Annotated in this window: 14 protein-coding genes; 3 read left to right on the top strand and 11 right to left on the bottom strand. The window is 28.5% G+C overall.

Going from position 1 to position 15,975, the window contains the following annotated elements:
* The first annotated feature begins 113 nt into the window (after positions 1-113).
* Together B2694_RS02565 and B2694_RS02560 are read left to right on the top strand one after the other, a co-directional pair.
* Positions 114-725: a histidine phosphatase family protein gene (locus tag B2694_RS02565; RefSeq protein WP_346884445.1), complete on the top strand. Its 612-nt coding sequence runs from the start codon at positions 114-116 to the stop codon at positions 723-725.
* Between the two features lie 33 nt (positions 726-758).
* The gene (locus B2694_RS02560) at positions 759-1,289 is read left to right on the top strand and encodes a GNAT family N-acetyltransferase (protein WP_051824190.1); all 531 of its coding nucleotides are present in this window, start codon (positions 759-761) and stop codon (positions 1,287-1,289) included.
* Positions 1,290-1,431: 142 nt separating this feature from the next.
* Here the strand turns inward: B2694_RS02560 and B2694_RS02555 are convergent, their stop codons facing one another.
* From B2694_RS02555 to B2694_RS02505, 11 genes are all read right to left on the bottom strand, one after another.
* The gene (locus tag B2694_RS02555; protein ID WP_346884444.1) at positions 1,432-3,198 is read right to left on the bottom strand and encodes an ABC transporter ATP-binding protein; all 1,767 of its coding nucleotides are present in this window, start codon (positions 3,196-3,198) and stop codon (positions 1,432-1,434) included.
* Positions 3,195-4,940, bottom strand: a complete 1,746-nt coding sequence (locus tag B2694_RS02550) for an ABC transporter ATP-binding protein (protein ID WP_346884443.1) — start codon at positions 4,938-4,940, stop codon at positions 3,195-3,197. The genes B2694_RS02555 and B2694_RS02550 overlap by 4 nt, the downstream gene beginning before the upstream one ends.
* A gap of 178 nt (positions 4,941-5,118) precedes the next feature.
* Positions 5,119-5,787 carry a class I SAM-dependent methyltransferase gene (locus B2694_RS02545; RefSeq protein ID WP_346884442.1) on the bottom strand — a complete coding sequence of 223 codons (669 nt, stop codon included), beginning with the start codon at positions 5,785-5,787 and terminating at the stop codon, positions 5,119-5,121.
* Positions 5,788-5,806: 19 nt separating this feature from the next.
* Positions 5,807-6,724: a GNAT family N-acetyltransferase gene (locus tag B2694_RS02540; protein WP_346884441.1), complete on the bottom strand. Its 918-nt coding sequence runs from the start codon at positions 6,722-6,724 to the stop codon at positions 5,807-5,809.
* 78 nt (positions 6,725-6,802) lie between these two features.
* Positions 6,803-8,104, bottom strand: a complete 1,302-nt coding sequence (locus B2694_RS02535; RefSeq protein WP_346884440.1) for an alpha/beta hydrolase — start codon at positions 8,102-8,104, stop codon at positions 6,803-6,805.
* Positions 8,105-8,347: 243 nt separating this feature from the next.
* Positions 8,348-8,890 (bottom strand): GNAT family N-acetyltransferase, encoded by a 543-nt coding sequence (locus B2694_RS02530; RefSeq protein ID WP_346884439.1) that lies wholly within the window; start codon positions 8,888-8,890, stop codon positions 8,348-8,350.
* Positions 8,891-9,578: 688 nt separating this feature from the next.
* Positions 9,579-11,264 (bottom strand): bifunctional metallophosphatase/5'-nucleotidase, encoded by a 1,686-nt coding sequence (locus B2694_RS02525; protein WP_346884438.1) that lies wholly within the window; start codon positions 11,262-11,264, stop codon positions 9,579-9,581.
* 186 nt (positions 11,265-11,450) lie between these two features.
* The gene (locus B2694_RS02520; protein ID WP_346884437.1) at positions 11,451-11,870 is read right to left on the bottom strand and encodes an RDD family protein; all 420 of its coding nucleotides are present in this window, start codon (positions 11,868-11,870) and stop codon (positions 11,451-11,453) included.
* A gap of 190 nt (positions 11,871-12,060) precedes the next feature.
* Positions 12,061-12,336, bottom strand: coding sequence for a YgjV family protein (locus tag B2694_RS02515; RefSeq protein ID WP_084178204.1), 276 nt, complete (start codon positions 12,334-12,336; stop codon positions 12,061-12,063).
* A gap of 309 nt (positions 12,337-12,645) precedes the next feature.
* Positions 12,646-13,464, bottom strand: a complete 819-nt coding sequence (locus tag B2694_RS02510) for an Mrp/NBP35 family ATP-binding protein (RefSeq protein WP_346884436.1) — start codon at positions 13,462-13,464, stop codon at positions 12,646-12,648.
* 296 nt (positions 13,465-13,760) lie between these two features.
* Positions 13,761-13,928, bottom strand: coding sequence for a hypothetical protein (locus B2694_RS02505; protein WP_346846500.1), 168 nt, complete (start codon positions 13,926-13,928; stop codon positions 13,761-13,763).
* Between the two features lie 389 nt (positions 13,929-14,317).
* On the opposite strand from B2694_RS02505, the gene B2694_RS02500 reads away from it, so the two are divergent.
* Complete coding sequence (locus B2694_RS02500) at positions 14,318-15,910, top strand: ABC transporter substrate-binding protein (protein WP_346884435.1); 1,593 nt, start codon at positions 14,318-14,320, stop codon at positions 15,908-15,910.
* The last annotated feature ends 65 nt before the right edge of the window (positions 15,911-15,975 follow it).

Below are 15,975 nucleotides of genomic sequence, written 5' to 3'. Positions count from 1 at the left end.
TGAATAGCCACTTAATTGCAATTATATTTAACTAAAAATTCATATAATTCATTTTATTTATATTATATAATTATTTTATAACCTTAAATTAATTATGAGGGGGAACTATAAATTTGGATATCATTGTAATTAGACATGGTCAATCAAAAGCAGACATATTAAATGTTCATGAAGGAAGAGCAGATTTCCCATTAACAGAACTTGGGTATAAGCAAGGTTTAGCTATGTCAAATTTTTTATCAATAAATTATAATATTGATAAAATTTATTCCAGTCCGTTAAAACGTGCTAGTGAAACTGCTAAAATATTAGCTAATGCTACTAACATTCCTATTATATATGAAAATGGACTTATGGAATTTAATAATGGACTATTAGCAGGGTTATCTAGAGAAGAGGCAAATGAACGCTATCCTGAACCTGCTATAAGATGGCCTCACACATCTATGTATGGAATGGAAAGTATGATAGAATTCAGAGCTAGGGCTGAATCCATATTATCAAAGATAGTTAGCGAAAACTCCTCTGATTCTACTATAGCCATTGTTGCTCATGGTGGCATTATAAATATGCTTTTTAGAAGTTTTCTTGAGCTTCCTATAAATTCACAACTTTTTATATCTACAGGTGATACTGGAATACACCACTGGCAGATAACTAGCTGTTGTCATAGAATAATTTATTCAAATAAATTATCTCATTTAGATACCTTAGATAGTAAATAATCTATTAATATAAGTTATGAAAGGAAATAAATGATGATATATAAAGAATTAAAAATAACTGACTTAGTTCCTGAACTATTAAATGATTTTGATAGACATGAGAAAATATACAGAGCTTGGAGACTAAGAGATGATGGAAGTGAGTATCTAAAAGATATCTATTATGAAGAGAATTGGGATAATAATGAGCTATTATGCATATGTAATGAATTAAAATCTACATTTGAAAAAGGTGGTTCAGTTTTTGCAGCCTTTGATGAAAGTAAATTAGTAGGATTTGCTTCCCTAGAAAATGAATTCTTTGGGAGTAAAAAACAATATATTCAATTGTCCAATCTTCACATTACAAACAGCCACCGCCATAAAGGTATTGGAAAAACACTATTTAACATGTGTATTGATAAAGCTAGAGAATTAAAGGCTAGTAAAGTTTATATCTCTGCCTCATCTTGTGAAAATGCTCAAACCTTTTATAGGTGTATGGGATGTATACTAACTAAAGAAGTAAATAAAAAGCTATATAATCTTGAGCCCTTTGATTATCATATGGAATATATCTTATAAAATATATTATATTTAACTCAGTATAAAATGCTTAAAAGGAAGTAGATTAATTAAACATGTAATTAATCTACTTCCTTCTATTCAATAGGTAAATAAATTCTAACTTTGGATGTTCAGAAACTTCTTCTATATAGGCTATCTTCTATGCTTCAAGGCCCCATATCTGCCTCATTTCTTCACAGTTTTTAAGAAGTTCTTCAAGTTTTCCCTGTCCTTCAATTTTTCCATCCTTCATAACTAAAATTTTATCTGCATTCTTTAATGCTACATGTCTATTAGAAACCACTAAGGCCGTTATATTTTTCCTTTCAAACATCCTATCCCAAAGCTTTATTTCTGTTTCTATGTCTAAGGCACTAGATATATCATCAAAGACATATAAATCAGCCTTTCTTGCAAACATTCTTGCCACAGCTACTCTTTGTCTTTGACCTCCGGAAAGTTTTACTCCTTTAGAACCTATCAAGGTATCTATTCCATCCTTAAAATTCTTAATATCCCTATCTAAAACTGCTGAATATATAGCTTGCTCCAATTTTTCTCTTTCATCCTTTAGTCCTAAAAGAACATTATTTTTAATAGTATCACTAAATAGGTTAGAATTCTGAGATGTATAAGCTACTATTGGGGGTGTTAGCTTTTCACTATTATTTTTAACTTCTTCATTATTTAGATAGATTTTTCCACTATCTACAGGTAACATTCCTAAAATAGATTTTATAAGAGTTGTCTTCCCTGCTCCAATTCTTCCTGTAACTACTACGAAATCACCCTTATTTACTCTTAAGTTAATATTTTCTATACCACTAGTTTCATTATACTTATAGGTTAGTTCCTTAACCTCTAAACTCTTAAATTCTATATCTTCCTGTTTACATTTCTCTTCAACTAATTCACCTTTTAGATATAATGAATTATGAGCTAATAACTCTTTTTCCATATTTTCATCTAAGAGTTTAAACATCCTCTTAAAGGCAATTCCCCCTTGCTGATACCTAGCAAAAATTTCTCCAAGGAAGCCTGCAAAATCAGCTACAAAGGGAAGATAATATAGAAATAGTGAAAAATCTCCTACTGAAAAGCTCCCTTCCAGCATATATTTACCTGTTAATAGCAATATAAATCCAGTACCAATAGTTACAGCATTTTCATATATAGCATCCATGATATTTACAAAAATCTTATCACGCACCATATATTTCATTCTTTTTTCATTAAGATTATTTAGATTGTTAATTATATACTTCTCACTTTCAGATATCTTTATGGCTTCTATTCCAGTAAATATTTCCCCGATAGCCCCTGATACATCACCAGTTGCTTCCCTAGCAGTAGTCCTGTATTTTGAAATATACTTCATAGCCTTTTGTGATAATAATATTACTATAACTAAAGGAGCAAAAATAAATAAAGTTACCTTTACATTTATGGTTAATAAAATAATTAGTGCTCCTAAAGCAAATAATCCATCCCCAATTATATCTAAGGTGAAGCTTATAACCGTCTCAATCTCTTCTATATCATCTCTAAAACAGTTCATAGACTCACCTAAAGAAGTCTTATTTCCAATTAATGGATTACTTATAATACACTCTAGTAGATTTCTTCTAAGTAATCCACTCATAGAAAATCTATGGTTAGCATCTACTCTTCCGCCCATAGCTATAATAATTGATCTAGTTAATGCTACTACTAAAATTAATGCCATAAGGCTTAGAATTTCACTATTCAACCCTCCACTTTTCTCTAAGACTTCAAAAAATCTCTTAGTAATTAAACCAGGTATCAGTGGAAACATATGAATTGTTATCCATAAAAAGCAGTTGAGTAAATAATACCACGGTCTATACATTATCATCTTACCAATATACTCAAGCACTGGAATTTTCTCTTTTTTACTTTTTATCATGCCAGCACCTCCTCCATACCCTTTTGTAGTAAATTATAAAATTTTGAATTATTATCTTTATAAAGTTGATTTCTATTGCCGTACTCTACAATTGTTCCTTCTTCAAGAATCAAAATGCTATCTGCTCTCCCAACTGTTCCAAGTCTATGAGCTATAATTATACAAGTCCTATTTTTCAACAGTTTATTTAGTGCATTATCTATAAGTCCTTCAGTGATTGGATCAAGTTTTGAAGTAGCTTCATCTAAAATAACTAATTTGGGATTTTTAAGAAACACTCTTACAAAAGCGAGAAGTTGAGCTTCTCCTGAAGATAAGCCACTACCACCATTATCTAGAATAGTATTTAGTCCTTGGGGTAAATTATTAAGCCATGGCATTAATCCAATATCTTCAATGATATTAAGTATAGTTTCATCTTTAATACTAGGATTAAATAGTGTGAGATTTTCTCTAACTGTTGCATGAAAAATTTGTACTTCTTGAGTAACATAACTAATATTCTCCATTAAACTTTCTTTAGTGAAGCTCTTTAAATCCTCTCCATTAAATCTAATATTTCCACTACATACATCATATATCCTCACAATTAACCTCGCTAAGGTAGTTTTACCACTCCCAGTATGACCTAGTACTCCTAAAATAGTATTTTTTTCTATATTAATATTTATATCTTTAAGTACAGCTTCTCCATCTTCATAACTAAATGAAACTCCATCTATAGCTACATCAATAGAATCTTTACTATTTAAACCATTAGCGCCATACTTTATTGTGCTTTTAATTTGCAAAAGCTCTTTTACACGCTTAATACTCGCTTCAGCTCTTTGAAGTTTTTGCATCTGTGATCTGATTTCTTCTAGTGGATTAGCCATAAGCTCAACATAGTGAAATATTAAATATACAGTACCAAAGGATATTAATGAATTCCCATAAAAATAGGCTGAAAGTATTAATGCTGCAGCATTACCTAATGCAAAGACAATTATGTTAGCTATCCACATATAATAATGGCATAAACTGGCTTTTATTTCAACGGGCAGCATTTTTCTGAATAATTTATATAAACTATTCATAGTATAATTTTTACTGCCACAAGTATTTATATCTTCCACACTAGTAATCTGTTCTCCTAAAAAACCATACAACTGTGCACTATATTCCCTTGATTTTTCCCAATGCTTTGATGAATGTTTTTCTATATATTTCATTACAACCATATCCAAAATTGCAATCATGGTTAATGTTAATCCAATCCTCCAATCTTCTTTATATAGCAATAAAATTATTCCTATTAAAAGTCCTAAATTTGATATAAATTGCAATACAAAAGTGGAGAAGAAACTAAATAGCGCATTTACATCTCCATCAACCCTTTCAAGCATCTCTCCTGATTGATGTGTTTTATGGAAATCCATATCTAAGTTTATACAGTGCTCTATTAAATCTCCTCTTAATGCATTAGTTGCTCTCCATCCAACCTTTTCACTTATATAAGTTGATATAATTTTAAATACTTGCCTTATAATTCCAAAACCTATAAATAATAGAGCTGCTATTACTAAATTTTCTCTGCCCAGATTCTCTGTTACAGCATCAATATAATATCTCAATATTTGTGGATTCGCTAATTGTATTACTAAGTTAATAACTAATATAAAAAATAATAGTATTACCATATTTTTTTGCTTTTTTAAGTACTTATATAATAATCCAAAGTAATCTTTTATTGGCAACTTCATTGTCATCACCCCTTTCAATTGATTATGTTGAAACCATTTCTTCAATTAACTTATTTTATGATTAACATCTATAGTCTAATTTTTTACGTAATATTAAACTACGGATGTTAATCAATATTTTTAAACCCAACGTCCTCTTTCCATTTTATCTTACATATGTTAATTTATATTAATATCTTTACTTTACCTCATAAATTAGGTGTTCACCCTTTTGAAAAATCATATGAAGATTTTTAAATCCTGCTTCTTTCAATAGCCTTTTTTGCGTAGTTAATGCAAAAGGAATATCTATATGATAAAGTTTAATTTTTTCATCACCTTGTTCTTTTAATAAGTCAACTCTTTGTTTGAGCCACTTTTTTTCATAGTATTTACTTACCACATAGTCTCCTTCTATATACCTTCCCTCTTCCTTCAATGCTAATTTTATTTTCTTATAAAGTTCTAACTTTTCATCATATAAGAAGTGGTGCATAGTCATTATTCCAACCACATAATCATATTTCTTTATCCCAAAGTCTTCCTCTAAGTAAGATGCGATAATTATATTTATTTGGTTCAATTTATTCTTATATTTTTCTTTAAGAATTTTTAGCATTTCTTTAGATAAGTCTATACAAGTTACTCTAGCATTAGGAGCCTTATTGAATATTTCTTCTAACTCAAGGCCTGTACCACATCCTAAATCAAGGATTTCAATAGAATCCTCTGTATATTCCACAGTAGATGAAACTAACTTGTAGTATTCTTCAAAGGAATTTAAGGCGTCTTCCATATGCTTTTCATATCCTTCAGCCCTTAAATTGAAAAAACTCCCCATTTCTTCTATTTCACAATTTTCACTCATATTATTGCCTACTTTCTGATTAAACTAACTTCATCTGTGTCAGCTCAAGTCCCTTTAAAAAGCCTAAGTTCTCATAAACCTCCTCAGCTTCATTTCCTATATCAACATACAGCCTAACTACAGGATACTCTTTCTTTAGAATAGTAAGTGCCTTTTTTAGCATCTTAGTTCCAATCCCCCTGCCTTCATAGCTTGGCTTAACAGCTATCTGAGATATTAAAGGCCATTCCTGCCAAAGTGATACATAACAAACTCCAACTAGCTCATTAGTCTTTCCATCATATACAAGGGTAGAAGCTCTATTTAGCATGTCACTGTCTAAATAATCATCAAAGTATTCTTTTACCCAACCTGTATATTCATCTAGAGTATAACTACTATGAAGATTCACATTGTTTTCAAAAGCCTCATAAAGTAACTTTCCTATTTCTCCTTGATTTTCTCTTTTAGGTAAATTCGCATAAAAACCTTCTCCCCACATAATATTGAATTCTTCTGTCGGTCTTATCATCCACCTACCGCTTTCAATTTTCTTAAATCCTATTTTCTCATAATTTTCAACTAAAGATGGTTGTACTATATCCGCAAGTATATCCTTTGTAGTATCTGACCAAAAAACTAGAATTTCTTTAAGTCTTTCTAATAATAAATCTACATTTGAATAGGGAGATATAATGAATAATTCTGATATATTATTAGGTTCTATAAACACTCCACCTATTTTTTTATCATCTTTAATAATCCAAAAGCATTCATCTTCATCATCAACTACAGTTCTCATTACGTCATAACTTTTCTTAAAGAAGCCATTAGCAATGTTCATCTGTGAGTAAACTGTATAGTAATCAGTGAACCCTTTATTATCAGCCCTTTCTAGTCTATATCCATCCCTTAATTTATAACTTAATATTTCCTTTGACCACTTTTGAAATTTCATATACTATACCCCCTTAAGTATCTGTTTAAATCATTTTAATAATGAAAATTATCTAATAATTTTATTTAATTAACCTCTTTATTTTTTATCTACTAACAAAGCTTTTACACCATTTGCTAGATTATCTTGCCAATCATAATAAAGATGAGCACCTATAAACGTTTCAGAAGTTACATTGTATCCCTTACTTTTTAATGTAGCTATCATTCTGTTGTTTGCCTCTACATGACCTTTTGAAAATCCCTCTAGGCTTCCCATATTTAAATAGAAGTCTATTGGTAATACCTCTGAATCCTTGTATTCCTCTATTAGTTTACTATTTCCTTCAGAATCAAGTTGTATTTCTCCCTTATCATCAATAAACCATGCAAAGGCTCCTGATTGTGATAGAACATTTCCGAATACATCAGATCCATTAAGTGCTGCATAAGCTGCAAATTGTCCACCTAAACTTAATCCTGTAATAATTGTGTTTTTAGGATTTTTTGTCACCTTATAGTTTTCCCTAATCCAGGGTAATATATCTTCTGTAATAAATTCAAAATATTCATTATTACAAATTAATTCTTTTGCTCTATTATCTGAGCTTTCAATAAATACAGCACAGGTAGGACTTATATGCCTATCACCTATAAGATTATCTAGTATTTTAGGAGCTTCTACTAAGTTTATATATTCCCATCCATCAGTAAACACCATTAGATTGTTATCACTTCCATCTTCTTCATATCCATAAGGGGTGTATATCCAAACTCTTCTTTCCTTTTTATCTGACTTAAATTTAAATCTAGACATATGAATTTTTCCTATCTTATTATCAGTTCTTTCCTTTGTCCATATTTTTTCTTTAGCCTCAGGCATCTCAATTATATTTTCGGTAGGTACAAGAAGCGCTATATCTTCTGGATTTTCCTCATCTCTTACAGGTGTATAAGTTTTAGGATTAAGAGGATCTATGATTACATCTTCATCCCTCCACTCATACTCTTCATTAACATTTGCTATCAATGTATATAAACAACGAGCTTTTTTAGATAAAATAGCACTTCTATACCATAAATCACTATTGCCTAATCTATATAAATTAGTTTTTTTATCGCCTTCTCCGAACATCCATCCTCCAAAGATTTCACTGAAAACAAATATATTATCAATTTCTCTATCCTGTCTCCAAATTACAGTTACAATTGAATTTTCTTCATCTCCCTCTATGTCTTCAATAAGAGGAGCCCCTTCTCTTTCGATCTTTTTCCAAAATACATCTATAGCATTATCATTTCCAGAATTCGTATCCTCTTCAAGTTTTAATATCATCGGACTTAATATTTTTTTATTCTTCATAATTAATTTAGCAATAAGGTTATCTAATAGATACCTCAATCGCTTCCCCCCTTCAATTTAAGTATATTTTAATTTATTCTTTATCTAAACTTACTGAATTTAACTATTTACTACTAGCTAAATTTCCATTTTAATACGTTACTTCTTTATGTTTGTATATAGAATTACTAAATAACCAAATCCTACAAACCCTCATGAACAGAAGAACTATTTAACTAGTTGTATAGTTCTATATTTGAATAGTTTCATATGTAAATTTATGTATATGAAACTATTTAAAATTTAATCGTTATGAGATTGAATATCCATTACTATAAATTTAAATTCTTCATCCTCAATATACTCATCACATTTTTTAAACCCTAGCTTATTAAATAGCGCTAAGGATGGCTCATTGTTTTCTTCAATCTCCACATATATTCTGTTTATATCCATGGTATTAAATATATAGCTCATGGCTATCTTTATAGAGTCATAAGCTATGCTTTTCCTCCAATATCTTTTATCACCTATGGTAACTCCCATTTCCCCCTGCTTTGCAACTGTATCTATACTAAAGAAGTTGACAAAACCTATAAAATTTTCATCATTATCGGTGATTATAAAATACCTATACATTCGATCTTCTAATTTCTCATTGATTACATTTCTTTCAAAGTTATCACAATAAATTTTACATTCTTGAATTAATTCCCTACTATTACTTGGTATAGGTCTTGGATCATACCTATTAATTTCCTTGTCAATTCTACAAGAAAACAAATTAATGATATCTCCTTTTTCTATGTCTCTTATCCTAATTTTCTTATCCTCATAATAAGTCACTATTAAATCCCCCTTTTTCTACTTTATCTTTTTACTTTTTTAGAAATCCCCTTATTGAGCAACAAAAAAGCTGTAAGAAAGAATCTCTCTCTTACAGCCAAATCTAACATTTTTATTTTACTTAGTTAATATACTAAATCTCTAATTTAGTATATATCATCTACTTTACCCAGTATATACAGATAAAGTTTCATATTATTATATATCCTATAAATTCAAAGACACAGCAAAGTATTAAATATGTTACCATATTTACTCATACTTTAAGTACTTCTTTACATTTAAAAATATATATTAACAAATATTATTATAAACTTAGGACACCTTGTAAATCACAAATTATTTAAAACATAAATAATTGTGGAATTCACTAAAAATAATCCTATAAAATACCCTTCTTAAGATTCACATCTTAAGCAAAGCTAATTATAATAATTAAGTAAAATTTAGAAATAGCTCAATAAGATTGATTTCATTTCAATTGTTTTAAAAAGAAGTATCACAAAAAATCCTATAGATGTACTATAGACCTATAACGTAAACAAAACCTCTTTTAATTTAAATATTTTCTTTTCTCGAAAATTTAACTAACAATTGATTCTAATCAACATCTCATTGTCCCCTTCCTAAATTTAAAATTACAAGTATAATTTACCATAATAAATATATATAGTCAATACAAATATTCCTACTTCACATCTATTAAACCCAATTTTTTAAGTTCATCTATATTTAAAGCTTTATTATAGGGTAATTCAATACTACCTTCATTAACTAATTTAATTATTTTCTCTTTATATGGTGATTCCAAATTAACTCCAGTTATCTCCCAGTTATTATCCACTTGTGGAGATATAATACCTTGATTTTTAATATATTCTACTATCATATCTCTAATTGTATTAGAAGATTTCCAAATATAATTATTCTTTGCTAATTTCCTACCTTTTAAATTTGCAAAATAGCAATAATCACTGGTTGCTAATTTTAATTTTTGATTTTCTTTCACTAAATCACCTTTGAAAATTAAATCTACAATTCGATGACCTACTGGTTTAGAAATATCTACTTTATAATTTACTCCAGCAAAAAATTCATGTTGATATCCTGGAATATCCATGGTAAAGCTTATAGAAATATCTCCTGGCTCCCACTGATTGTAAGCTGAAGCAGCCCATTCCATATAATTCTTTAACTCTTTCCCAGTAACTTCTACTACATAAAGAAAAGTAGTAAACTTATATACATTGAAAATATGTCCATATGTAATAACACCTTTTTTTATATTACTATCATCCCTAATTAAAGAAGTTGATGTAACATCTGCACCAGAATTTATAAGCTGAACCTTATTTATCAACTCTATAAGTGGAGTATCTCTAAGCCGTCCTTCAGGTATAAAGTTTATCTCATCCTTTGGTTGAAAATCTTCTGTGGCTTCTCCTATTACTTCTGTGACAAAATCCATAGTTGTTTCATGTGCTTTCTTAATAACTGGTAATTCACTTAACTCTTCACTAGGATAATACGCCTTCATGGATACAACTTTCACTTGTCCATCTATAACATGATTATTATTGTCCAAGGTTAAATCAAAACGAATTACTTCCTGTCCACTATCTGTAGCCCCTCCAATGAGCGTTTTTCCTCTTTTTTCTTTTACTGTTATATGAAAATGCCCAACTACTAGTACATCTATCTCCGGACATAATCTCAATATTTTTTCAGCTGCATCTCTTTCATTCTTCTTATCATGTTCTGAAACCATGCTTGCATGAGCCATAACCATTATAATATCTACTTTATCCCTAATTTCACTTACATACCTATAGGCAGTTTCACCAAGATCATGAAAATTCAGATCCTTCACTAGATTTCCTACCCATCTTGGTACATTGGGAGTAGTTAACCCTATAATTCCAACTCTCACTCCACCACAATTTATAATTGTATGTGACTTTACAAAGTCTTCACCACTTTCTCTATGGGCTACATTTGCTGAAAGAAATGGAAAGTTACTTTGCTTTTCAAGAGATTTTATTAAATCAAGTCCAAAGTTAAATTCATGATTTCCCAATACCATAGCATCATATCCCATAAAATTCATAGCAGAAATCACAGGATGTTTTTCATCCTTTTTATTACTATACATTTCATCTGTTAACGTATTTCCTTGAATTATATCTCCATTATCCACTACCAAAGTATTAAGATTTTCACTCTTAACTTGCTTTATATAAGAATAAATACGATTCATTCCACTATCATTGAAGCTTTCACCCTTATCATAGTTATATCCTAAAATGTTTCCATGTATATCTGTAGTTGCTAAGATTGTAATTTTCTTATTCTTTGTTGTAGTGATTCTATTCATTTATATTTAATCCTCCAGCTTAAAACATTAATTATTAATAATAATTTTCTCAACAATAACTTCTTAATTTAATTTTTTCTTATTATAATTATATCATTTGCTTCTGTATAATATATACTTTAACATGGTATCTATCTTTTTCTCCATAAATAAAAAACGCATCTAAACACAGACACGTTTTCACTACTATAATTTAAAAATAGATTTTCCTATAGTTGTTTTTAGCTTAGTAGCTTCCATTATAATACCATATAAAATATTTACAATTACATATATTACTAAAATTCCTAATACTTTGTCTCCAAATCTATATCCAAAAGGCATTAATATTAAATTAAATAAATAGAGTAATGCAAAACTTACTAATAAACTTATGCTCTGATCAATTATATTAGCACCTAGTTTGGTTAAAAATCCACCTTTCTTTTTAACATTTTCATTAGAACACTCTTCTGCCTTTTCAGCTTCATCTATATGCTCTAATACTTCTTCATTTTCTAAAGTTGCTTCCATGTTTTCTTGTGTTTCAGCTATAGTTTCTTCAGTTACATTTTCCTCTTCTATACTTTCATTATCACTTTTTATATTTTCTTCATCCTTTAACATCCAATATCCTCCTTAAATAATAATTATAAACTCTCTGATAAATATACTATACTTTAAATTATCTGTAAATTAATTCTATGTAAACTTAGTATGAATTTACATAGAAAATTAACTTTTTAATTCTATATTTAAAGCTATAGTGTAATTTTTCTATTTCACTATAGCTTAACTTTTATTATTATATTAAAATTTAAATGTTATTTTTAGTATTCATTTCTCTAAATAACTTGTATAAGTAATATAGATTTATAAAAACTATTATTGCATTAGCTATAGCTACGGGATATGCTCCAATAATCAGCCCGTATATTACAAATAATATACATCCCATTAAATTAATAAATCTTAGCTTAAATATTTCCTTCATAAACATAGAAATAGTAATTAGTATAGATGCTAAATAACCTATCCACTCAATCAATGTATCATTAAACATAGAACTCCTCCTAAAGTTTATTATATTCATTAATAAATAACAAATATCCACTATAAATACTAATAAAACTAATGTTTTAAAAAATATGTTTATTTATAGTTTCTCTATTATATATTTTTTTATTTATATAATAATTATTTTTTATTTTAGTTTTTAGATTTTTATCTCTTATATAACAATGTAGATTAATCCTTAGATTTAAAACAAAAAATATAAAAACTATCTCAAATCAAAGACTTAAGATAGTTTTTATATTATAAATTTTTATACTGTTATAAACTGATATAATGATACACTAATTTATAAAAAAGTTATAATAATTATCTATTATACTTACTCTTATAAATTATTAATTATGTTTTCAACAATTTTATTAAATATGTTTTTAAATTCATCTTGATGCTCTTCACCTTTTGATAAATTGCTTATACTACTTATCATTGGTAATTCACCTAAAAGATTTAAATCTAGATTTTTCAAGAACTTTTCTGTATCCTCTCCATTAAATAATTTAATTTTTTTATCACAATCAGGACACTTAATATAACTCATATTCTCAATAACGCCTAAAACTTTTATATTTAATTTTCTAGTCATATTAACTGCCTTTGCAACTATCATAGATACAAAATCTTGAGGAACAGATACCATTACTATTCCATTTATCGGAATATCTTGCATTACAGTTAGTGCTACGTCTCCTGTTCCTGGTGGCATATCAACAACTAAATAGTCTAATTCTCCCCAAATTACATCTGTCCAAAACTGCTTAACCATTCCACCAATCATAGGACCTCTCCAAATTACAGGATCTTCTTCATTCTCTACTAGCAGATTTAACGACATAACCTTTATTCCTTCTTGAGATTCAATAGGATATATATTTTTACCATCCGCCATAGCTTTTTGTCCTGTAATTCCAAGAAGTCTTGGTATACTTGGCCCTGTAATATCTGCATCTAAAATCCCTACTTTATATCCTTTTTCCTTTAATTGTCTTGCTATTAAAGTAGCCATGGATGATTTACCAACGCCACCTTTTCCACTCATAACTCCAATAATTTTTTTAACATTGTTTAAAGGATTGTTCTCAACTCCACAACTTCCTTTATCTTTATTGCATCCACCATTGGATGGACATGTATCACATGTTGACATAAAATCATCTCCTCATTATTATTGGTATTTACTAAATTTATATTACTGCTGTTTTAAATTGTTGTCAAATGCCAATAATCATATTTATTATGATCCTATATGAATAAATTAAATTTTTGTCTAGCATATTATAAAATTAAAATGTAACATCTAAAAATTACTGTAATAATCCCTAAAGGACAACGACTTCTAAGTATCAAATAAATTGATACTTAGAAGTCTGTTAGTAAGCTTCAGGGGGAGAAAAACTCCCTCTAAAGCAAAGAACTATGTTTATATCATTAAAACATTTAATTTTATTCCCAAGTTTCACTACAGTAACTACATAATCTTTTATTGTCTAAACACTCCCTATTACCACATCGTATACATTCTTCATATCCTTCATCATAATAACTAATTTCATTTTCAAAATTATATTCTTCTCCTAAATTGTCTTCTGGTAATACATAATTATTCATCATATTTTCCTCCTAATTTTAATATTCCTTACTCCATAGAATTTAATAATATATTTTCCTGTTTTTAATATATTTATACTTAACAAACCATTTTATAATACAATTCACTATTGTGAAATGTTAAGAATTTCAGAAATTATTATATGGCTTATTTCTGCTAGTTACTATTAGCAAAACCTTTAATTTATTATGTAATAAATTGTTGGTTTTTGTAGTTATAACGTTTTCTGATAGACTGATTTTATTTATTTTAATTTATAATAAGAGTTATATACTAATATTTATTATGTTATCCTATATAAGGAATTGTTGCGTATTTTCACGTAACTACAACTATCATAAAATTCATTCATAAACATGAATTGATTTTACAGTGTATAAGGGGGATTACAATGAAAAAGACTAGATTCCTCAGTATTGGACTATCTTTAATACTATCCTTGTCCTTAATTGGATGTAGTTCAAAAAATAGTTCTACTAATACTGAGTCCAAAAAGAATGAAACTGCTCAACAACAAATAAAGGATGGAGGAACAATGATATTTTCTGCTAGAACTGATCCAAGTTGCCTAAATCCTTTTTTTCAACAAAACAGGGTTACTTATACAATAAACAATGCCTTATTTGATCCACTATATGTAGTTGATAAAGATGAAGTAAGATATTACTTAGCAGAAAGTATGGAAACTTCTGAAGATAAACTTACATATACATTAAAATTAAAAGATAATTTAACATGGCATGATGGTACAAAAATAACAGCAGATGATGTTGTTTATAGTGTAAATGTAGCTAAAGATGAAAGTCAGGGAATTGATGCTAGACAAACTTTTGTTATTGATAAAAAAGAAGTCCAAGCTAATAAAATTGATGACTTAACTGTTGAATTTAAACTTCCAAATACCTTTGCACCATTCTATATATCAATTGGAGATTTTAAAATAATTCCAAAACATATCTTTGAAGGTGAAAGCAATTTAGCAGAATCAGATAAAAATAATACTCCAGTAGGTTCTGGTCCTTTTAAATTTAAAGAATGGAAAAAGGGTGAAATGGTAACCCTAGAAAGATTTGATGATTACTATTTAGGAAAACCTCATTTAGATAGTGTGGTTTATAGAATAATTCCAGATGATAATACTTCAAAAATTGCTTTTGAAAATGGAGAAGTTTCTGCAGCATACTTAGCTGAAGATAAGTTTGAAACTTTCTCATCAGATGATAGGTTTAAAACTCATTCTTTTGATGAAGGAATGCTAAACTATATTATACTTAATGAAAAAAATGAAAACTTAAGTAAAAAAGAAGTTAGACAAGCTATATCCTATGCCCTAAATAAAGAAGAGATTTTAAAAACATCCTATACTAATTTAGAAAACACTGAAAAAGCTTACTCTATTTTAACTCCAAACACAAAATTCTATACTGATGATGTAGAAAAATATGATCAAAACTTAGAAAAAGCAAAAGAGCTTATGGAAAAGTCTGGTGTAGGTAATATAAAATTGAATTTTCAATACACTCCAAAAGATAGCAAAATTGCCATGGTTGTTAAACAACAACTTTCTGCTATCGGCATAGAAGTAGATGCTCAGCAAATAGATGACAATGTATACTTCTCAAAAATTCTTGGAGAACAAGAGAGAGATTACGATATACTTATAAATGGATATGTAATGGGAAATGATCCAGATGGATATTCTAGTGCTTATATGTCTAGTGGTAGCTTTAATGCTCAATGTTATAATAACAAAGAACTAGACAAGTTGTGGAAGGATGGAGCTTCTCAATCAGATGATGCAAAGAGAAAAGAATTATATGAAAAAATTCAAAAGACCATAGCTGATGATGCTGTAGTATACCCATTATATTATTCAAAGTCATTAATCGGAGTTGATGCTAAATTTGGTGGAATTGAAGATGCAAAATTAGTACCTATATATATGTTTGAAGATTTATCAAAAATATATATGATTCAACAATAAAAATATATTTCTATGGCTCATTTACTCTTTCCGGGTACTTGAGCCATTTTTACATAAGTTTTTTA

This window comes from Clostridium sp. UBA4395 (assembly GCF_002390995.1).
Classification (GTDB): domain Bacteria; phylum Bacillota; class Clostridia; order Clostridiales; family Clostridiaceae; genus Clostridium_J; species Clostridium_J sulfidigenes.
This window is presented reverse-complemented; position numbering and strand designations above follow the sequence as displayed.